The sequence below is a fragment of the Sphingopyxis indica genome (genome assembly GCF_900188185.1).
GTDB classification, from domain to species: domain Bacteria; phylum Pseudomonadota; class Alphaproteobacteria; order Sphingomonadales; family Sphingomonadaceae; genus Sphingopyxis; species Sphingopyxis indica.
On record NZ_FZPA01000001.1, the window covers coordinates 254,910 to 273,839 of the forward strand.

The following is an 18,930-nucleotide window of genomic DNA, read 5'->3' on the forward strand; positions in this document are numbered from 1 at the left end:
ACCTAGGCGCTTGATTTCGCATCGCCGCTATGCGAGATCAAAGATTGATAACGTTCACAATATAGAATGGGAGAGACATGAAGCGATCGGCATTTGCGATGGCGACGACCCTTTTGCTCGCAGGCGCCGCCTTTGCCGCGGCGCCCGAGGGCGGCGACGCCGGATCGGCAACGGTCCATCCCGAACTCTGGCCGGCGGCGAAGAGCCCCGCGGCGATCACCGACGCGGCGACCGAAAAGCGCATCGACGATCTGCTCGCGCGTATGACCGTCGAGCAGAAGGTCGGGCAGCTGATCCAGGCAGACATCAGCACGATTACGCCGGGGGACCTCGAAACCTATCCGCTCGGCTCGATCCTCGCCGGCGGCAACAGCGGCCCCAATGGCAATGAACGCGCGAGCGCGGCCGACTGGGCGGCGCTCGTCGGCGAATTTCGCGCCGCGTCGCTGCAACCGCAGGCGAACGGCGTCGCGATCCCGATCATCTTTGGCGTCGATGCGGTACATGGTCACAATAATATCCCCGGCGCGACGTTGTTTCCGCACAATATCGGCCTCGGCGCGATGCACGATCCCGAACTGCTCCAGCGTATCGGCGCCGTGACTGCGGCCGAGATCGCGGGCAGCGGCATCGAATGGACCTTCGCACCGACGCTCGCGGTGCCGCAGGACCTGCGTTGGGGGCGCAGCTACGAAGGCTATTCGTCCGATCCGAAGCTCGTCGCCGCCTATGCGCGCGCGATGGTTCTCGGCCTGCAAGGGACGCTCGCGACCGGGCGTCCGGTCGGCGCGCACCATGTCGCGGCGACCGCCAAGCATTATCTTGCCGACGGCGGCACCTTCGAGGGCAAGGATCAGGGCGACGCGAAGATCGGCGAGGAAGAGCTGATCGCCAAACATGCGCAGGGCTATCCCGCGGCGATCGACGCCGGCGCGCTCACCGTGATGGCGAGTTTCTCGAGCTGGAACGGGGTCAAGAACCACGGCAACAAGGGGCTGCTCACCGACGCGCTGAAAGGCAGGATGGGCTTCGAAGGCTTCGTGGTCGGCGACTGGAACGGTCACGGGCAGGTCGCGGGGTGCAGCGTCACCGACTGTCCGCAGGCGGTCAATGCGGGGCTCGACATGTATATGGCGCCCGACAGCTGGAAGGGGCTCTACGAAACGACGGTGCGGCAGGCCAAGGACGGCACGATCCCGGCCGACCGGCTCGACGACGCGGTGCGGCGCATCCTGCGTGTCAAATATAAGCTCGGGCTGTTCGATGTCGACCATGTCGACCGCGGCAACCCCACCGCCGTCGGGGCGCCGGATCATCTCGCGGTCGCGCGCGAAGCGGTCGCAAAGTCGCTCGTGCTGCTCAAGAATAATGGCGGCGTGCTGCCGATCAAAGCCGGCGCAAACGTCCTCGTCGCGGGACCGGGCGCCGACAATATGGCGATGCAGTCGGGCGGCTGGACGATTAGCTGGCAGGGCACCGACGTGACCCACGCCGATTTCCCCAACGGCCAGACGATCTGGGAAGGGCTGAAGGCGGCGGTCGACGAAGCGGGCGGCAGCGCGACGCTGTCGGCCGACGGCAGCTTCACCGCCAGGCCCGACGTCGCGATCGTCATATTCGGCGAAGAACCCTATGCCGAATTTCAGGGCGACGTCCCGACGCTCGATTACCAGCCTGCGGACGCGAAGGACCTTGCGACGCTCAAGAAACTGAAGGCCGCGGGCATTCCCGTCGTCGCGGTCTTCCTGTCGGGCCGGCCGATGTTCGTGAATCCCGAAATCAACGCCGCCGACGCCTTCGTCGCCGCCTGGCTGCCCGGATCGCAGGGGGCCGGGGTCGCCGACGTGCTCGTCGCGGGGGCGGATGGAAAGGCGCGCCGGGACTTCACCGGCACGCTGCCCTTCGCCTGGCCGGCCGACGCGCGCTCGCCGGTCGAAAAGCCGTTGTTCGAGGTCGGCTACGGCCTCACCTATGGCTCGGCGCGCCGCGTTCCGGCGCTTCCCGAAGATCCGGGCGTCGATGTCGCGGCGATGATGAATGTCGAGACCTATTTCGCGGGCGGCCGCGCGCGCGCACCGTGGAGTCTGTCGATCGCCGATGCCGGCGGCTCGCGCCAGGTCGAATCGGGACCGCTGGAGAGCAGCTATGGCCTGCTCGCGACGCGCTCGATCGATGTGCAGGCGCAGGAGGACGGCAAATCCTTCGTCTGGACCGGGCCGGCGACCTTCAACCTGTCGGGGCCGGTCTCCGACCTGACGCGCCAGCTCAACAACAGCTTCGCGCTGCGGCTCGACTGGCGGATCGACGCCAAGGGCAGCGGCCCGGTGACGCTGGCGTTCGGCGGCGTCCCGCTGGCGATCGGCACGATGGTCGCGGCGGCCGCGGAAGGCGAGATTTCGACGCTGAAAGTCCCGCTGCGCTGCTTCGCCGACGCCGGCGCCAATGTGCAGCGCGTCGACTATCCGGTGTCAGTGAGCGCTGACAAGGGATTTGCCGCGACGCTGCTTTTAGCGAAGGTCGAGGCGGTCGGTGAGGATCTGCCCTGCCCGGCGAAGGCGGAGTAAAGCAGCATCGGTCGCGAAGAGGAGGATGCGGCAGGCAGTCTTTTTTCAACGCGAGGATTAAAGCGCCGCGCGAACAATGCTACCGCCGCCGCCAAACAGATAGCGAGGCGGAGCGGCAGATGCATTTCGACGTGGTGATTGTGGGCGGGGGACATGGCGGCGCGCAGGTCGCGGTGATGCTGCGGACGCAGAAGTTCGAGGGCAGTATCGCCATCGTCGGCGAGGAGACGGAGCTGCCTTACGAACGCCCGCCCTTGTCGAAGGAATATTTCGCGGGCGAGAAGGAATTCGAGCGCATCCAGCTGCGCCCTGCCAAATATTGGGATGAGCGCGCGGTGACGATGCTGCTGGGCAAGCGCGTCGTCAGCGTCGATCCGGCGGCGCATAGGGTCACGACCGAGGACGGCGAAACGATCTCCTATGGCAAGCTCGTCTGGGCGACTGGCGGCCGGCCGCGGATGCTGCCGATCCCGGGGGGCGACCTTCCCGGCGTGCAAGGCGTGCGTACCCGCGCCGATGCCGATGCGATGAAGGCGGCCGCCGAAGCCGCAAAGCAGATCGTGGTGATCGGCGGCGGCTATATCGGGCTCGAGGCAGCGGCGGTGCTCAGCAAGGCGGGAAAGAAGGTCGTGCTTTTGGAAGCGCTCGACCGCGTCCTCGCGCGCGTCGCGGGCGAGGATCTGTCGCGCTTCTATGAGAAGGAACATCGCGAACATGGCGTCGACGTCCGTCTCGGCGTGTCGGTCGAGGCGATCGAGGGCAGCGATCATGTCACCGGCGTCCGGCTCGCGGACGGCGAGGTCATCCCCGCCGACCTGGTGATCGTCGGTATCGGCATCGTCCCCGCGGTCGGGCCGCTGATCGCGGCGGGGGCCGAGGGCGGCAACGGCGTGCTCGTCGATGCCTATTGCAAGACGAGCCTGCCCGACATCTATGCGATCGGCGACTGCGCCGCGCATGCGAACACCTTTGCCGAAGGCGCGTGCATCCGCCTCGAGTCGGTCCAGAACGCCAATGACCAGGCCAATGTGGTGGCAAAGGGCATCTGCGGCGCCGAGGCGCCCTATCATGCGATCCCGTGGTTCTGGTCGAACCAGTACGACCTGAAACTCCAGACCGCGGGCCTGTCGACCGGGCACGATCAGGCGGTGCTGCGCGGCGACCCCGCGACGCGCAGCTTCTCGGTCGTCTATCTGAAGAAGGGCAAGGTGATCGCGCTCGACTGCGTCAATGCCACCAGGGATTATGTGCAGGGCCGCATGATCGTCACCGCGGGGGTGACCGCGACCCCCGACCAGCTCGCCGACATCGAAACGCCGCTCAAGGCGCTGTTGCCCGCATAGGGCTCCTCAGAAGGCTTCGCCGATCCCGAAATAGAAGGCCGCGCCGTCCTTTCCCCACGCGATGTCGGCGCGCAGGTTCACATTGGCGTCTTTCGAGGCGAGGTAGCGGATGCCGACGCCGCCCGATGTGAGCACGGTGCTGTGTTTCCAGATCGCGCCCGCATCCTCGGCGATCCCGCCGACCCCGAAAAAGGCGACGCCGCCGAGCTTGCCGAACAGATGCTGGCGCAGCTCGGCCTGGATCGCCCAGCTCGCGCCGTCGCGATAGCGTCCGGTTTCATAGCCGCGAAGGTCGCCATGCTGGCCGAACAGGCAGAGGTCGTAATAGGGAGCATCGTCCGACACGCTGCACGCCTGCTTGCGGATGCCCAGCACCGTGGTCCTGCCGAGCGGGAAATAGGCGTTGGCGCCGAGTTCGAACTTGTGATGCCCGAAATCGCTGCCGAGCCATGATGCGCCGTAGAGCAGGCTCCCGGTGACATAGACGCCCTTGCGCGGATTGGTTGCATTGTCGCGCTTGTCGAAGGTGAAAGAGGGGCCGATCATCCCGATCGCGCTGTTGCGTTCCAATGCCGGCGGTTCCAGATCGGGCCGTCCGGGAAGCGGGACCTTGATCGTCGAATCGAGGTCCATATAGAGCAGCCGCGCGCCGACATAGAGATGGCTGAGGAAACCCTTGTCGAAAATCCGGACCTGCGCGTCGGCCAGGCCTGCGAAGGCTTCGTCGTGCAGCTTGATCGAGACGCCGGCCGACCCGGCGTTGGGGCCGATACCGTAAAAGTTGAGATTGGCCTGCCCATAGCCGGCAAAGCCGACGAAGCGGACCCTGTCGTGCGTGTCGGACATGCGGTGAAAGACGCCGGCGCCCCAGCTGTCGGTGCTCGTATAGCCGCCGCCGAGGCCCGTGACCCACGGCTGGTCGGCCTTGTTGGGGTTGTAATAGAGCACTGCGGCGCCAGCGATGCCGGTTCCGAACGCCGGGTTGGAGATGGGGATCGGCGCAACGACCAGGTCGGCCTTGGCGTCGGGCGCCGGTTCGGCCGCTTGCGCCGGAGGAAGCGGAACCTCGACGCCCAGATCGTCGGAGGCGAGCGTCTGCGCCTGATCGGTCATTTCCTTGACGGGCAGATTCTGCGCGTCGGCGGGGGCGGCGCCCAACAGGAGTCCTGCAAGGATCAGCAAGACATGGCTCGCGTTCACGGCTCGGGACACAAGGGTTCGACCTCCGCTCGTCGGACTGGATGAACGGGGGTGATTGTTCCGGCTGGCCGCGCCGAAGGCGATAGGGGGAACTCTGGTCGTTCGCAGAGGCAAACCCTGACCGGCCCGGTCGCGGCGATGGAGGCGCCAAGCGCCGAGACTCGTTCCTGCACGGCAAGGATGACGCGCGGGCCATTCCAGAGGCCGCGCGAGACCATGGGCGCGGATCTTGCGCCTCGGTATTCGTCCGCCGGGCGTTTCGGGAAAACTCCCCGGGTCCAGGCCGCGGGCGATGCGCTATGCAGGGCACGCACCCCCTGTGGCGATTGGGATGGAGTGAGGATGCGACGACCGGCGCTTGTCCCCCTGTTGATGATGGCGGCGGCGGGTTGGACGAGCCCTGCACCGGCCCGGCAACCGGCCGCCGAAGCCGAGCCATCGCTCCAGTCGGACACGGTGCCTCCCGAAGATGAGGAAGGGCCCATCGTCACCCCTGCGGATCAGGTCGAAAGCGAGCGCGCCTTCGGCCTGTTCCCGATCGGCGCACGGCAGGCGATCGAGCGCGGCTATGATCTTCCGCCGCCGCTCGGTGCCAGCGGCATGTACATCCACAATGTGCAGAATATGGACAGCCGCAACCTCGCGGTGACGGTCGCCCGCGGCGTCGATCCGCCGGAGGACGCCGATCTGATCGACGTCCCCTTCGTTACGACGCGGAAGCTCGAAAGCCACACCTCGAACTCCGAATTCAAGGCCGACCTGTGGGTTCTGCCCTTCCTCAACGTCTTTGCGGGCGTCGGCAAGGTGCGCGGACATATCGACATCGACGTCGACATCGACCTCGACGCCTTCGCGCCGCCGCCGATCTGCCGCCCCGCCAAGCCGTGCGGCCACGTCGACCTGCCCTTCCGCGGCACGGTCGACAACACCACGGTCACCGTCGGCGCGATCGCCGCCTATGGCGGGCGCGACTGGTTCGCCGCGCTTGCCGTTGCCAAGACGCTCAGCGTTTCGGAAAAGGACCGGTCGAACATCGAAACCACGAACATCGGCCTGCGCGCCGGCCCGAGGCTTCGTTTCAGCCCCGACGTGATCCTGTTTCCCTATGCCGGGGTGAACTATTTCGATCTCGACGCCACGGTGTCGGGCGTCGTGCGCAGCGGACCGGTGCTGCCGGGCGACGACACGGTGAACCTGCGTTACCGGATCGACCTGTCGAGCAGCCGGCCGTGGAGTGTCATCAACGGCTTCAATCTGGCGCTCGGTCGCCGCCTGTCGCTGCAGGCCGAATATGACTGGGGCGAGGGGTCGGACCGGCTCGTGCTGACCGCGACCTATCGTCCTTGAGGGCGCGGTGGCCGCTTGCTTTCAAATTGGCCGGCAGGTCGGCCGCGGGGGGCCAGGGAGCATCGACCTGCCGGCCTTGGGACGAGGCGCCGTCGGCGCCTCGCGGAGAAACGGCGGCAAGCCGCTGCCGCCGTTTCGCGTCAGTCCGCCGGAACCGGGGCGGATACCGGGCAGGATGCGTCGTGCCGGTTCGCGATCGCGGCGATTTCGGTGCGCGCCGCGGCCAGGTCGGCGGTGAAAGCCGGGTCGGCGTGAAGCCGCGCCACCGTCGCCGCGGCGATCTGCCGTCCCGCGTCGACATCGCTCGCCCAGTGCGCGTTGCACACCATGCGGCTGACCCCGAAATCGCGCCCGCGTTGCAGGATCGCGTCGTCGCGCTGCGGATCGATCTCGGTCAGGACCAGCGCCCATCCCCATCCGAGTGCGCTGTGCCCCGACGGATAGGACCCGTCCTTGCGCAGCATCGCCTCATCGGGCGGGAAGCAGGTGCGGCCCTCATGCGCGACGAAGGGCCGGGTCCGCTGATAATGATTCTTGGCTTTGTAGGTCGACAGGCCGACGTCGATCGCCATCCTGCCGAGCAGCCGGTACAGCGCAGGCGTGGCCTTGGCATCGGGCGTGAAGCCCAGCGCACAGGAAAAGGCCTGGAAGATATGCGGCGGGTGCAGGTCGGCGTCCGACGCCGCTTGCTTCCAGCGCTCGCTCTCGGGCGGCACGGTGGTTTCGCGGCTCGCCTCCTCGTCGCGCGCGAACGCCGCCGAACCGGGCTCGGGCGGCGGCGGCAACAGCGCCAAGCTGTCGGGCAACTGGTCGCGCGCCAGATAGCCGGGCGGCAGCGCCGACATATCGGGCTGGGCGAACGCAGAGCCTTGCAGCAGCAGCAGCAGCAGGACTCCCGCCAGCGCAACGCTCGCCTTTTGCTTCACCATGTCTGACGTCCCTTTCCACTGGCGACACCAGCAGACCATTTTTTCGCGCGCGCGCCTATCGGGGTTTTCCATGACCACGGACCGGGTGCCCGGATCGAGCGCGTCCGGGCCGGTCCGCCGCGTCCGCACCGGCTTTGCGCCGTCCGTCCTCCGGGCCGAGACGGGCGCGCGATGGGGTTAATCCCGATAGCTTCGCGCGGCCGGAAAGGGGAATTTGGCACGGTGCTGTCAGGGAGACCCGAGATGAAGAGCAGACATTTGGCTATCCTTCCCGTGATGCTGGCTCTCGCCGCTTGCGCGAATACGCCGACGGTGAACTATGATGCAGATCCCAGCGCCAATTTCGCGGCCTATAAAACCTATAGCTGGGCCTATCAGAAGGTCCCCGACGGCGTGAACCCGCTGATTGCCGACCGCGTCCGCACGTCGATCGACAACAGCCTCGCCGCGCGCGGCTATACCAAGGCCGACCCGGGCGATTTCGCGGTCGGCTTCACCATCGGCTCGCGCGATCGCGTCGAGGTCAACGACATGGGCGTCTATGGGCCATTCTATCGCCCCTGGGGCGGCTGGGGCGGCTGGGCGGGGCCGCAGGTCGACGTCCGCAACGTCACCGACGGGACGCTGGTCATCGACGTCTATGACACCGGCACCAAGTCGCCCGTCTGGCACGGCACGGCGACGCAGGAAGTCACGAAGAATTCGGGTTCGCAGGAGAATATCGACAGCGCGGTGAACGCGGTGCTCGCGAAATTTCCGCCGCCCCCGAAGAAATAGGCTCAAAAGGCTTCGGCGATCCCGAGGTAGATTCCCTTCGAATCCTTCCCCACCGCGAAGTCGAGGCGCAGGTTGATGTTGGTCTGGCGCGAGGGGCGGTAGCGCAGGCCGATACCTCCGGCGGGCAGGAGGTTGCTTTGGTCGAGATCGCCGAGCGCCGGTGCTATTCCGCCCAGCCCGGCAAAGGCGACCATTCCAAAACGGCCGAACAGCTGGCGGCGCAGCTCGGCCTGCACCGCCCAGCTCGCGCGGTCGCGATAGCGTCCGGTCTTGTAGCCCCTGAGGTCGTTCTTCTGTCCGAAGAGGCACAGATTATAGAAGGGTGTCCCGTCCGACGCGGCGCAGAGCCCCGCGTGGAGCGCCAGCACGGTTTTCGCATCCTGCGGAAGATAGGCGCTGACACCCGCGGTCAGCCTGTGCGACCCGAAGTCGCCGCCAAGCAGCTTCGCCCCCCACATCCATTCGGCATGGGCATAGAGTCCGCGCCGGGGATTGAGCGTGTCGTCGCGCGTGTCATAGGATAGCGCCGGCCCGACCTGCATCAGCTGGCCGTCGGCTTCGTCGGGTGGAATTGCAAGATCGGGATAATCGGGCGGCAAATCCTGTTCGTGCGTCTCGCTCGAAAGATAGAGCATCCGCACGCCGGCATAGAAGCCGGGCGCAACGCGCATCTGGCCCTGCACCCGCAGCGCGGTGAATTTTTCGTCGAGATCGACCGATACATTGCGGTCGCCCGCGGCCGGGCCGATGCCATAATAATCGGCAACGAGCTTTCCTGTGCCCGCAACGCCCGTGACCCTGAACCGGTCGCTGTCGAGCGACATGCTATGCAGGCCGCCGATGAGCCAGTTGCCATTGCTCGTCTTCATCGCGGCGGCGCCGCTGATCCACGGCGAGGGGGCCTGGTTGGGGTTGTAGAAAATGACCCCGGCAACGACCAGGCCCGTGCCGAGCGAAGGACTCGTGATCGGCAGCGGCACCGCGAGCAGGTCCTTCTTGTCCGCCACCTGCGCCGCTGCCTGCACCTGTTCGTCGATCTCTTCCATCTGCTCGGCCTGCTCGGCCGCGAGCGCCGGCGCGCTGGCGCCGAGCAGCAGCGGCAGCAACAGCCGCGCAAGGCATCGGGGTCGCCGTGCCGCTTTAAAGGGGAAGGGCGGGCTCATCATGCATAAGGCTTATCGCCGTTCGGGCGGCGATAAATCCCCACTAACCCCGAGGTCGCGGGGGACGGCTCGCAGCGTCGCTTGCGGCGATAATCCTTCCATGTCGGGGAATTCACCGATTGGGGGAGCGCCGCGCTTTCCGGATGCTTGGCGAACCGGCCGTTCCCGGCCGGCAACCGAACGGATGTCCGATGAAGCCTCCAGTCCGCACGATGATCGCGGTTGCGGCCCCCTGCTTAGCCGCGCTCGCCGGCGCGCTGCCCGCGTCGGGACAGGAAAATCCGCCGGCTGCCTCTGCCCCGGATTCCTATCAGGCGCCGGAGGGCCCGCCGACGGAAGACAGCACGGAGACGGCCAAGCCCGAATCGAAGTTCCACCGGATGTTCTTCGACGAGACCGACGGCAAGCTCGACTTTTCGCGCCTGCTGGAAAAGGGCGGCTTTTTCCCGATGCCGGTCATCATCACCGAACCCGCGGTCGACGGCGGCTTCGGAATCGTCGCGCAGTTCATCACGCTGCCAAAGGAAAAGGGCGGCAGCATGACCCGGCGCATGGCCGGCGCGGTCAAGACCGGCAATGGTTCCTATGGCTATGGCTATTATCAGTCGGGTTCGATCGCCGACGGGCGGATCAGCTATAAATTCGGGGCGGGGCGGGGAAAGGTGACGCTGACTGCCTATCCGCGGCTGCTGCCGGCCGGCCTCGAATATACGAACAAATATGATTATGGCGTCCTCGGATCGGTGCAGTTCCACCTCGCCGATCGCCGCTTTTCGATCGGTCCGCTGCTCGATTTCCGGCAAATCCATTCGAAGATCGACATCGCCGGCCTGCCGGAGCAGCTCGACGATGTTTTCGACCGCAAGCTGAACACCGGCGCCGTCGGCCTTGGTATGCATTTCGACGACCGCGACAATGCGTTGAGCCCGACCAAGGGATCGAACCTCTATGCCGAAGGCAAGTTCAACCTCGACGCGCTCGGCAGCGACCGGGAGTTTCAGAGCTATGCCCTGCACGGTTACGGGTTTCAGCCGCTCTCGTCCGACTGGCGGGTCGGCGCGAAGGTAGAGGTCGACGCGGTGCGCGGCAGCTATCCCGCCTATTTCGCAAGCTCGATCAACCTGCGCGGGGTCGAGGCGCGGCGCTATCAGGGCGGCACGGCGGTAAGCACCGAGCTGGAGGCGACGCGGCGGCTCGACGATCGCTGGTCGATCGTCGGCTTTGCCGGCATGGGCTACACCGACGCGGGCGGCAAGCGCATCTACGCGGATTCGGGAACGATCGTCGCGGGCGGCGCCGGATTTCGCTATCGCATCGCGCGCAAGCTGGGCCTCGACGCCGGGGTCGATGTCGCGGTCGGTCCCGGCGGCGCGATCTTCTATCTCCAGTTCGGCCACGCCTGGGGCTTCGGAATGGATTGAAGCCTCTGGCCTGGGCGTTTGCAGGGCTCATGGGCCGGCAGAGGGCGCCGCGTCGGCGCTGCCGAAGCTGCCAGGCGGCTGCGCCTTCATCGTCTCGAGCAGCTCGAGCATCGGCCGGTTGTCCTCGACGACGCCGCCCCCCGTCGCGCGATCGAGGTCGATGATGAGGAGCAGCGCGCTGCCGAACAGCACGAGCAGCAGCGCGGCGGTCAGCCGGCCGCGCTCGCCCGACAGGACATAGCCGAACACGCCCGCGGCGACGAATTGATAGACCAGCAGCACGACGAAAACCTCCAGCGGCACATGCGATCGTCGCGACTGCTGCCGCGCGGCATCGTCGTCGATCATCTCGTTGATCGATTCGATATAAATGCTCGCAAATTCATGGTCGGGGATCGCCGGATAGGCATCGACGAGGCGGGACCATAGCTGCGTAATCATCGCATTGCTCCGCGCCAGCAGTTCCTGCTGCTTCGGCCCGCGCGGCTCGCGCGCCAGCGCAATCCGGTTCTCGGTATAATCCCTGAGAAGATTGCCGATCGCGCTGCGGTGCGGTTCCTCGATCAGCTGCGTGCGCAGATAGGCGGTGCCGATCGCGTTGGATTCGGCCAGAACCATCGAGCGCCGGTTGTCGAAGCGATCGACCGCCATCGAAAAGGTGAAGCCGACGAGCAGCGCGAGAAGGCCCATGACCGCCGAGACGATATAGCCGATCTCCGAGCCTTCTTCCTTGGCGTCCTTGTCGTCGGGCTTAGGCGGGGCTTTCCGCTTTCTGCCGCCGCGCAGCAGCCAGCCCGCGAGCGCGGCGACCAGCATCCCGCCATAAAGCGTGATCCCGATCAGCCAGATCGGGGTGGTGAGAAGCCAAAGCCCAAATGCCGACATGCCGCGCTCCTTCCTGAAGGCCGCAATCTGGCAGCGCCGCGGTGCGGAAAATATCGGTAGAAATCCCCAAAACGGATTTCGCCGATCGGGAGTTCCTGTCGGCGGGCTGCGTTTGGCGGGCCGAAAACTCCGCTGCGCTTGCCGGCGCCGGGCGGCTTTCGATTCCCTCGCGGGTGAATAGAGGGTCGGGTCGCCCCATATCCATAGTTATTCCTGATGGACGCCTTCGCCGGAATGGGCAATCATCGCTCGTTCTTGAGGCTGCGGCGCATCGCGCCCGACGACGAGAGGGAGGCCATGAGTAGCCCGGTCAGGCGAATCGTCATCGCGGACGATCATGAAGCGATCCGCGTCGGAGTTCGAACCACCCTGTCGGCCAACCCCGACTGGCGGATCGTCGGTGAGGCAGACAACGGGCGCGACGCGCTGGAATTGATCCGCTCGACTCAACCCGACATCGCCATTCTCGACTATTCGTTGCCGATGATGAACGGTCTCGAGTTGACCCGCGCGATCAAGCGCGAGCTGCCACGGGTCGAGATACTGATCTTCACCATGCACGATCGCGAGGATGTCCTCGCCGAATTGCTGGCGGCGGGGGTGCGCGGCTATCTCGTCAAATCCGATGCGACCAAGCATCTGATCTCGGCGGTCGAGGCGCTGGCGATCCGGCGACCCTATTTCTCGGGGCAGGTGTCGCAGACCTTGCTCGACCGCTTCGTCGAATCGACGACGCGCACGACCACCAATTCGCCGCTGACCTCGCGCGAGCGGGAGATCGTGCAGCTGATCGCCGAAGGGCTGCTCAACAAGGAGATCGCGGCGATCCTGGGGCTCAGCATCAAGACGATCGAGACGCATCGCGCCGCCGCGATGCACAAGCTCGATATCAAGACCGCGGCGGGGCTGGTGCGCTACGCCGTGCGCAACAATATCATAGAGCCCTGAACCCCCCATTGGCGCCGAACTGCGCCACGTTCAGCGGGCATCGGTTGTTCAACAGCCGCGGCGCGATCGCTGTAACCACGGTGCCATGGTCGCCCGCGCGAACAGAAAAGCGGCCGCACAGGCCCGCCATCCGGGCCTGCATGCCGCTGAGGCCCACCCCGCGCCCGCTTCTTTCGGTGCCGCCGCTGCTCTTCTGCCAGCGGCCATTGTCGCGGATACGAAGCACCTGCCAGTCCTGTCGCGAGGTCAAGCGAACGCGCGCATGACGCGCGCCGCTATGCTTGTAAACGTTCATCAGCGCGGCCTGCGCGACGCGGAACATCGCCAGTTCCGCCTCGCGGCTCGCCGCCGGGCGATAGCCGCTTCCGTCGAACACTATGTCGATGCCGGTACGCGCCGCGAGCCCCGCCACAAGCGAACTCAGCGATTCGCCGAGTCCGAAACGGTCGAGTTCGGGCGGGTTGAGCAGATAGCTGAACGAACGGATCTGTCGCTGCAGTTCGCCGATCCTGTTCTGCGCCGCATTATGCGCCCGGATACGCGATTCGTCCCTGCCGCCGCGGAGCGACTGGATTTCGAATTCGAGCGCGAGCAATTGTTGCGCCAGGACATCGTGCAGGTCGCGTGCGATCCGCCGCCGCTCGTCGTCGCGCGCCTCGAGCATCTTGATGTGAAGATCTTCCGGCGTGCAGATCATCGCGCTGCCTGCCGCCGACATTTCGTCGGCCAGCCGTTCGATCAAAGCAGAATATTCAAAGGAAACCATGTCGAGCGCCCCTCAATTCACCTGAATGAATGATTGCACGATCCCGACCCTCCGACGCGGTTATCCTAACCGCAAAGGAGCGACGTTCCCCCCAAGCAACATGCTACATAAAATCCCTGAATAATCAACAGGGAATACGCGTAACTATAAATAACTCCTGTCGTTTTTCTGTATCCGCTTCGATTGTCATCAATTGGTAAAGTTGCGCCTTACACATCGAAAGCCGACATGGCTCGTGGAGGTGTCGATCGGCTGTGCATGACGCGCCGCCGGACGATAGCGCTGACAGTAATTCGGGGCGCACAGGTGCGAGCCGCCCTTGAGCACCTTGCGCGGAATGCGAATCTCGGGCTGCGCCGGGTCATAGCTCCGTTCGCGCGCCGCCCCGCGGGGATTGCGGGGGGCGCAGCAGGGGCGGTTCGTCGCCGCTTCGTGGCCATCGGCGAAATAATCGCTCGTCCATTCCCAGACATTGCCGATCATGTCGAACAACCCGTATCCATTTGCGGGAAACTCCCGAACCGGCGAGGTGCGGGCATAACCGTCGGTCAGCAGATTTTCGTTCGGAAACGCGCCTTGCCAGGTGTTCGCCATCGGCTTGCCGTCCGGCATATAATCGTCGCCCCAGCCATAGTCGGCGCGGTCGAGACCGCCGCGTGCGGCATATTCCCACTCGGCCTCGGTCGGCAGCGACTTTCCGGCCCACTCGGCATAGGCCTGCGCATCGTCATAGGAGACGTGGATCACCGGATGGTCCTCAAGGCCGTCGAGCGACGAATCGGGGCCGAGCGGATGCCGCCAGTCGGCGTCGAAGCGATAGTCCCACCAGGCCATGCTGTTCAGCGGAACGGGATGGCCCGGCGGAGAAAAGACGAGCGAAGCGGGCCGCAGAAGTTCGGGAAGCGCGCCTGGATAATCGGCCGGATCGGGCGCAATCTCGGCGGTCGTCACATGACCGGTCGCCTCTACGAATGCGGCAAAATCGCGGTTCGTCACCGGGGTCACGTCGATCCAGAAACCATCGACGGCGACGGGATGCGCGGGTGCTTCCTCGGGATAATGCTTGTCGGACCCCATCCAATAGGTGCCGCCCTCGATATAGATCATGCCCTGCGTCGATGGCGCGGCGTGGCCGAGGTCGTCGATATTGGGACGCTTCTCCACAGAAGCCCTCCTTTTCCTTAGGGGTGATAGAGAATTCTAGGGGGTTCTACCATCGGTAAAAACCCCGGCGGCGGCCGATTTGAATCCGGCCGTGCCGGGCGGCGAAAATAGCGTTTGCCGCGGGCGGGGCGGCTGCGATCCCGCGCCCGGACTCTTGTTTTACCGTGATTTTCGAGCCGTGAAATGTTCCATTTCACTCGAAATCATTCTAGCCGAACAGCGAAATATTGAAGATGATGCTGAGCAGGGCGAGCAGGCCGACGATCAGCAACAGGATCGCCACGACGAGCGCGACCGAGACCGGATAGGCGCTCTGGCCATGGATCAGCTGGCTGTCGATCATCTCCTTGCGCAGGTGGCGCAATTGCAGCGCGAACTGCACATGACGCCAAATTCCGCCGATCAAAATGATCATGCCGAGCACGATCAATATTCCGCCGAAATTCCCCGGCGCCCGCCCGCTGGTAATCGCGCCCGAATCGGCCAGCTTTCTGAACACTTGATAGATGGTAAAGCCGAAACTGATCATCGACAGCGAGGTCCGGATTTCCGACATCAGCGTCCGGTCGGCCGACATGCGCGTGCGCTGGATCGACATGCCCGTACGCCGCATCGACATTTCAGTGCGGTTTTCCGACAGGTCCGTGCGGTGCATCGACAGGTCGGTGCGATATTCGGACAGATCGGTCCGGTGCTCCGAAAGGCCCGTGCGATGGCGCGAGAGGCCGGTGCGGAAGTGCGAATAGATGGTGGGAATCTCCTCTCCCTTCGCCGAACTGGTGTCCGGGATCGGCGGCACCGGCGTCGGGGCGAGGCGCTCCGGGCGAACGGGGGATTTGGCGGGCGTTTGTTCGGCCATGCTGGGGCTTCCCTGCAAAAGAGGACTGAAGGCCCGCCGAAACTCTCCCGCCGGCCCTGCCTCGACAATCGGGGTTACCCCGCACCCTCGTGCAAACTGGGCCTGAGCGCTTCGCAGACCGCCCCGTCGGCGGGAGTTGCGGGAGGCACGCTCAGGGCCCGAAACTTTCCGCTCGCGGGATAGTCCCGATGGCCAGGAAGGCGCAGCAGGGCAAGGCTGGCCCGATGATTTGACAATCGTGCAAGGGAGACCGGCTTTATGCGTTTCCGTCCTCGGGCGCTCCCGCGCGTCGCGATCGCGCTCGCGCTATGCGCAGGCGTTCCCACATCGCTGCGCGCACAGGACAGCGCGGCTCCGGCCGATCCGGATGCCGCCGATGCCGCTTCGGCGGACAGCGCTCCCGCCGACCGGCCGCCCGACGCCGCGCCGCCGCCCGCGGCGGCTGGCGAAGGCTCGTTGGCGCAGCAACTCGCCAATCCGGTCGCGAACCTGATATCGGTGCCCTTTCAGGCGAATTACGATTGCTGCTACGGCGAACGCGACGGCGACCGCTTCACGCTCAACATCCAGCCGGTGATTCCCGTCAGCGTCGGGGACGACTGGAACCTCATTACGCGAACCATCGTGCCGATCATCAGCCAGGAGCCCACCGTCGTCGGCGGCGAGGGCGCGACCGGCTTCGGCGACGTGCTGCAGAGCTTCTTCCTTTCGCCCAAACAAGCGAAAAACGGCCTGGTCTGGGGCGTCGGGCCGGTCTTCCTGTGGCCGACGGGGGCCGATGCATTCAGCGCGCAGAAGTTCGGCGCCGGTCCGACCGCGGTGGTGCTGAAGCAGGGCAAGGGCACCACGCTCGGCCTGCTCGCGAACCATGTCTGGTCGGTGGCGGGGAAATCGGCCTATCCCGACGTCAGCCAGACCTTCCTCCAGCCTTTCTTTACCCGCACCTTGCCCGATTCGACCAGCTTCACGCTCAACACCGAGACGAGCTATGACTGGAAGTCGAAGAATTGGGTGGTGCCGATCAACTTTTCGGTCGGCCATGTGGTCAGGGTCGGCGATCAACCGATCAATCTGACCGTCGGCGCGCGCTACTATGCCGAACGGCCCGACGGCGGCGCCGAATGGGGCACGCGCTTCGTGCTCACGCTGCTCTTCCCGAAATAGAGTGATTTCGAGTGAAATGGAACATTTCACGGCTCGGAAATCACGGCAAAACAAGACTCTGGAGTGCCGGTTTTGATTCCATCAAAACCGAACGCACTCTAGCTGGAGGACCCCGCCCGCGGGCGTCAGAACGAGGCTTGCAGGACGAGCGCGGGGCCATAGAGCTTGTACCGGACCCGGCCGTTCCAGCGATCCTTGTCGACGCCCAGGCGATAGTCGACGTAGCGATAGACGACTCCCACCGCTATATTCTTCGTCGCCAGATAGTTGAGGCCCGCCTGAACATTGACGAGGCGCCCGTCATAATCGTCGATGTTGAGCGACAGATAATCGACGCGGCCGTTGAACTCGACCTTGGGCGCGATCTTCCAGGTCGCGAAGACACCGAGCGTCGGCAGCGGCGCGAGTACTTTGCGGCGACGCAATTCGCTCGACGCGCTTTCGCCGCCGACGCTGCCTTCGCCCATGATCGAAAGGTCGAAGCGGGTTACGTGCGCGCCGAGCGCGGCCCCCAGCTCCAGATTGTCGTTCTGAACAAAGGCATAGCCGACCGTCAGCCGATAGATGTCGCTGTCGAAGCCGCTTTCGACCTCGGCGTTCACCGGATAGGTCACATTGTCGAACACGATGTCGCGCTCGAGCGCTGTCGCGCCGGTGCGTTTGAGCTTGTAGAAGTCCGCACCGACGATCACCTTGCCGAAGCGTGCGCCGGCCGTGATCGAGGGCAGAATCTCGTCATTGTCGAGCTTCAGATCGTTTTCGAAGTCGATGTCGGTGCTCGGAATCTGCTGGTTCTCCGCCGCGACGCGCACATCGGTGTCGACCTTCGGGAAAAAGGCCATCGCGCTGATCCAATAATCATTGTCGAGCGTCTGTGCCCGGACGGGTGCCTGCCATGCCAGGGCGCAGGCGAGGGTGAGCAGCGTCCGGCCGGCGCGAAAGGGGCGGGGGCGGCCGGACCCGCGCGGGCCGCCGTCTGCTGCGGAAATCACCTTGTCCATGCTTCGCTCCTGACAATGGCTTGTGACCTGTCCCACCGGGCGTTCAGCGAGAGCCATCGCGCCCAGGCGGCGGAGGGGCAGAGTCGGTCGCGCGGAGGAAGAAATCGCCGCCCCCTGTCGACCCGTGACATCGCCCGCCGTCTTCAAAGGCGTGGAACTCCACGGATGACCGTCAGAATAGGGGCGATCCAGAGTGTCGGGTATCAGGGTGTTTCCCGAGAAAGCAGGGCAGGAATCCCGAACGCTTGGGGAAATGCCCGAGACGATGTCTTCCGCGGCTTGCGCCGGTTGCGGGTCCCGACCCGAGGCGGCCCTTGGGGCGCGTCTGCGGCCCGCCAAGGGTTAATCCCGATAAGCGGACGCGGCAGAGAATGCCACAATCGCGGCGAGACAAATCGACGGAGATTGACGCATGCGACTGTTCAAAACGATGATCCTGACCGGCGGCGTGCTGGCGCTCGGCTTCGTGCCAGCCATGGCGAACGCCACCGAATCGGGCGCTTCGCTCTATCTGCTCGGTTCGGGCGGTCCCGGCGCGGCCGTCATGCCGCCGGTCGAGGGCGTCTTCTTCGACAAGACCATCTATGTCTATGACGGCGACGCCAGCGCGCGCCGGCAATTCCCCCTGAACGGCAATATCGTCGCGGGTCTCGACGCGACCATCATCGCGAGCTTCGACACGATCCTCGCCGTTCCTTCGACGGACTTTCTCGGCGGAACGCTCGCCGTCGGCATGACGCTGCCGCTCGGCGCGCCGATCGTCGACGTCGATGCCGTGCTGACCGGTCCCGGCGGAGGCAGCCTGGGGACGGACCGGCACGACAGCGCGCTCACCGTCGGTGACCCGGTCGGCGTCGTAATGATGGGCTGGCACGGGGAGAAATGGCATGTTCAGCTGTCGAGCATGATCAATATCCCGCTCGGCCATTATCGCGAGGACCAGCTCGCGAATCTGTCGCTGCACCGCTTTGCGGTCGACGGCTCGGTCGCGGTCAGCTGGCACGATCCCGCATCGGGGTGGGACATATCCGCAAAGGGCGGCTATACGCTGAACGGCGACAACGACTATACCGGCTATGACAGCGGCGACGAGGTGCATGTCGAGGCCGCGGTCGAAAAGGCGCTTTCGCCCAAATTCTCGCTCGGCGCCCAGGCCTATTATCTGAAGCAGGTCACCGACGACCGTGGCGGAGCGCTCGGCCCGTTCAAGGGCGAAGCGGTCGCGGTCGGTGCCACCGCGGCCTATAATGTCGTGATGGCGGGAACGCCGGCGACCTTCCGCGGGCGCGTCATGCAGGAACTCGACGCGACGAATCGTCCCAAGGGCACGTCCTTCTGGCTCGATTTCTCGATCCCGCTGACGATGAACATCCCCGGGCAATAAGCCGGCCGGGGCGGC

The 18,930-nt window shown here is 65.3% G+C and carries 16 protein-coding genes; 8 read left to right on the top strand and 8 right to left on the bottom strand.

The annotated features are described in order from the left end of the window. Positions 1-77: 77 nt before the first annotated feature. Together CHB69_RS01045 and CHB69_RS01050 are read left to right on the top strand one after the other, a co-directional pair. Positions 78-2,564 carry a glycoside hydrolase family 3 protein gene (locus tag CHB69_RS01045; RefSeq protein ID WP_089214133.1) on the top strand — a complete coding sequence of 829 codons (2,487 nt, stop codon included), beginning with the start codon at positions 78-80 and terminating at the stop codon, positions 2,562-2,564. Between the two features lie 119 nt (positions 2,565-2,683). Then, on the top strand, positions 2,684-3,907 hold the full coding sequence (locus CHB69_RS01050; RefSeq protein ID WP_089214134.1) for an NAD(P)/FAD-dependent oxidoreductase: 1,224 nt from the start codon (positions 2,684-2,686) through the stop codon (positions 3,905-3,907). Between the two features lie 6 nt (positions 3,908-3,913). Here the strand turns inward: CHB69_RS01050 and CHB69_RS01055 are convergent, their stop codons facing one another. Beyond that, positions 3,914-5,065, bottom strand: a complete 1,152-nt coding sequence (locus CHB69_RS01055; RefSeq protein WP_245836429.1) for a BamA/TamA family outer membrane protein — start codon at positions 5,063-5,065, stop codon at positions 3,914-3,916. Positions 5,066-5,449: 384 nt separating this feature from the next. On the opposite strand from CHB69_RS01055, the gene CHB69_RS01060 reads away from it, so the two are divergent. Then, the gene (locus CHB69_RS01060; RefSeq protein WP_089214135.1) at positions 5,450-6,454 is read left to right on the top strand and encodes an autotransporter outer membrane beta-barrel domain-containing protein; all 1,005 of its coding nucleotides are present in this window, start codon (positions 5,450-5,452) and stop codon (positions 6,452-6,454) included. A gap of 140 nt (positions 6,455-6,594) precedes the next feature. On the opposite strand, the gene CHB69_RS01065 is transcribed toward CHB69_RS01060, so the two are convergent. Then, positions 6,595-7,383, bottom strand: coding sequence for an acid phosphatase (locus tag CHB69_RS01065; RefSeq protein ID WP_170935386.1), 789 nt, complete (start codon positions 7,381-7,383; stop codon positions 6,595-6,597). Positions 7,384-7,626: 243 nt separating this feature from the next. On the opposite strand from CHB69_RS01065, the gene CHB69_RS01070 reads away from it, so the two are divergent. Further along, a complete protein-coding gene (locus CHB69_RS01070; protein ID WP_089214136.1) occupies positions 7,627-8,160 on the top strand; it encodes a DUF4136 domain-containing protein in 534 nt (177 codons plus the stop codon). Between the two features lie 2 nt (positions 8,161-8,162). On the opposite strand, the gene CHB69_RS01075 is transcribed toward CHB69_RS01070, so the two are convergent. Further along, entirely contained in the window at positions 8,163-9,266 is a 1,104-nt protein-coding gene (locus CHB69_RS01075; RefSeq protein ID WP_141133887.1) for a BamA/TamA family outer membrane protein, read from the bottom strand. A gap of 248 nt (positions 9,267-9,514) precedes the next feature. Between CHB69_RS01075 and CHB69_RS01080 the strand changes: the two genes are divergently transcribed. Further along, the gene (locus CHB69_RS01080; protein ID WP_089214722.1) at positions 9,515-10,744 is read left to right on the top strand and encodes a BamA/TamA family outer membrane protein; all 1,230 of its coding nucleotides are present in this window, start codon (positions 9,515-9,517) and stop codon (positions 10,742-10,744) included. Between the two features lie 27 nt (positions 10,745-10,771). Here the strand turns inward: CHB69_RS01080 and CHB69_RS01085 are convergent, their stop codons facing one another. Beyond that, positions 10,772-11,629 carry a bestrophin-like domain gene (locus CHB69_RS01085; protein ID WP_089214138.1) on the bottom strand — a complete coding sequence of 286 codons (858 nt, stop codon included), beginning with the start codon at positions 11,627-11,629 and terminating at the stop codon, positions 10,772-10,774. 297 nt (positions 11,630-11,926) lie between these two features. On the opposite strand from CHB69_RS01085, the gene CHB69_RS01090 reads away from it, so the two are divergent. Beyond that, positions 11,927-12,577 carry a response regulator gene (locus CHB69_RS01090; protein WP_089214723.1) on the top strand — a complete coding sequence of 217 codons (651 nt, stop codon included), beginning with the start codon at positions 11,927-11,929 and terminating at the stop codon, positions 12,575-12,577. Here CHB69_RS01090 and CHB69_RS01095 read toward each other — a convergent pair. From CHB69_RS01095 to CHB69_RS01105, 3 genes are all read right to left on the bottom strand, one after another. Then, positions 12,564-13,343 carry a sensor histidine kinase gene (locus tag CHB69_RS01095; RefSeq protein WP_089214139.1) on the bottom strand — a complete coding sequence of 260 codons (780 nt, stop codon included), beginning with the start codon at positions 13,341-13,343 and terminating at the stop codon, positions 12,564-12,566. The two genes, CHB69_RS01090 and CHB69_RS01095, sit on opposite strands and share 14 nt — an antisense overlap. Positions 13,344-13,532: 189 nt before the next feature. Next, the gene (locus CHB69_RS01100) at positions 13,533-14,450 is read right to left on the bottom strand and encodes a formylglycine-generating enzyme family protein (protein WP_089214724.1); all 918 of its coding nucleotides are present in this window, start codon (positions 14,448-14,450) and stop codon (positions 13,533-13,535) included. Positions 14,451-14,715: 265 nt separating this feature from the next. Next, positions 14,716-15,366 carry a YidH family protein gene (locus CHB69_RS01105; protein WP_089214140.1) on the bottom strand — a complete coding sequence of 217 codons (651 nt, stop codon included), beginning with the start codon at positions 15,364-15,366 and terminating at the stop codon, positions 14,716-14,718. 258 nt (positions 15,367-15,624) lie between these two features. On the opposite strand from CHB69_RS01105, the gene CHB69_RS01110 reads away from it, so the two are divergent. Beyond that, on the top strand, positions 15,625-16,530 hold the full coding sequence (locus CHB69_RS01110) for a hypothetical protein (protein WP_212541874.1): 906 nt from the start codon (positions 15,625-15,627) through the stop codon (positions 16,528-16,530). 125 nt (positions 16,531-16,655) lie between these two features. Here the strand turns inward: CHB69_RS01110 and CHB69_RS01115 are convergent, their stop codons facing one another. Beyond that, the gene (locus CHB69_RS01115; RefSeq protein WP_212541875.1) at positions 16,656-17,531 is read right to left on the bottom strand and encodes an outer membrane beta-barrel protein; all 876 of its coding nucleotides are present in this window, start codon (positions 17,529-17,531) and stop codon (positions 16,656-16,658) included. Positions 17,532-17,943: 412 nt separating this feature from the next. On the opposite strand from CHB69_RS01115, the gene CHB69_RS01120 reads away from it, so the two are divergent. Next, positions 17,944-18,915: a SphA family protein gene (locus CHB69_RS01120; RefSeq protein ID WP_089214141.1), complete on the top strand. Its 972-nt coding sequence runs from the start codon at positions 17,944-17,946 to the stop codon at positions 18,913-18,915. The last annotated feature ends 15 nt before the right edge of the window (positions 18,916-18,930 follow it).

Excerpts from the sequence above, each read along its gene's own strand:
- CHB69_RS01105 (WP_089214140.1), bottom strand. The coding sequence starts at position 15,366 with ATGGCCGAACAAACGCCCGCCAAATCCCCCGTTCGCCCGGAGCGCCTC.
- CHB69_RS01060 (WP_089214135.1), top strand. The coding sequence starts at position 5,450 with ATGCGACGACCGGCGCTTGTCCCCCTGTTGATGATGGCGGCGGCGGGT.
- CHB69_RS01115 (WP_212541875.1), bottom strand. The coding sequence starts at position 17,531 with ATGGACAAGGTGATTTCCGCAGCAGACGGCGGCCCGCGCGGGTCCGGC.
- CHB69_RS01080 (WP_089214722.1), top strand. The coding sequence starts at position 9,515 with ATGAAGCCTCCAGTCCGCACGATGATCGCGGTTGCGGCCCCCTGCTTA.
- CHB69_RS01120 (WP_089214141.1), top strand. The coding sequence starts at position 17,944 with ATGCGACTGTTCAAAACGATGATCCTGACCGGCGGCGTGCTGGCGCTC.
- CHB69_RS01070 (WP_089214136.1), top strand. The coding sequence starts at position 7,627 with ATGAAGAGCAGACATTTGGCTATCCTTCCCGTGATGCTGGCTCTCGCC.
- CHB69_RS01085 (WP_089214138.1), bottom strand. The coding sequence starts at position 11,629 with ATGTCGGCATTTGGGCTTTGGCTTCTCACCACCCCGATCTGGCTGATC.
- CHB69_RS01090 (WP_089214723.1), top strand. The coding sequence starts at position 11,927 with ATGAGTAGCCCGGTCAGGCGAATCGTCATCGCGGACGATCATGAAGCG.
- CHB69_RS01045 (WP_089214133.1), top strand. The coding sequence starts at position 78 with ATGAAGCGATCGGCATTTGCGATGGCGACGACCCTTTTGCTCGCAGGC.
- CHB69_RS01065 (WP_170935386.1), bottom strand. The coding sequence starts at position 7,383 with ATGGTGAAGCAAAAGGCGAGCGTTGCGCTGGCGGGAGTCCTGCTGCTG.
- CHB69_RS01095 (WP_089214139.1), bottom strand. The coding sequence starts at position 13,343 with ATGGTTTCCTTTGAATATTCTGCTTTGATCGAACGGCTGGCCGACGAA.
- CHB69_RS01050 (WP_089214134.1), top strand. The coding sequence starts at position 2,684 with ATGCATTTCGACGTGGTGATTGTGGGCGGGGGACATGGCGGCGCGCAG.
- CHB69_RS01110 (WP_212541874.1), top strand. The coding sequence starts at position 15,625 with ATGCGTTTCCGTCCTCGGGCGCTCCCGCGCGTCGCGATCGCGCTCGCG.
- CHB69_RS01100 (WP_089214724.1), bottom strand. The coding sequence starts at position 14,450 with ATGATCTATATCGAGGGCGGCACCTATTGGATGGGGTCCGACAAGCAT.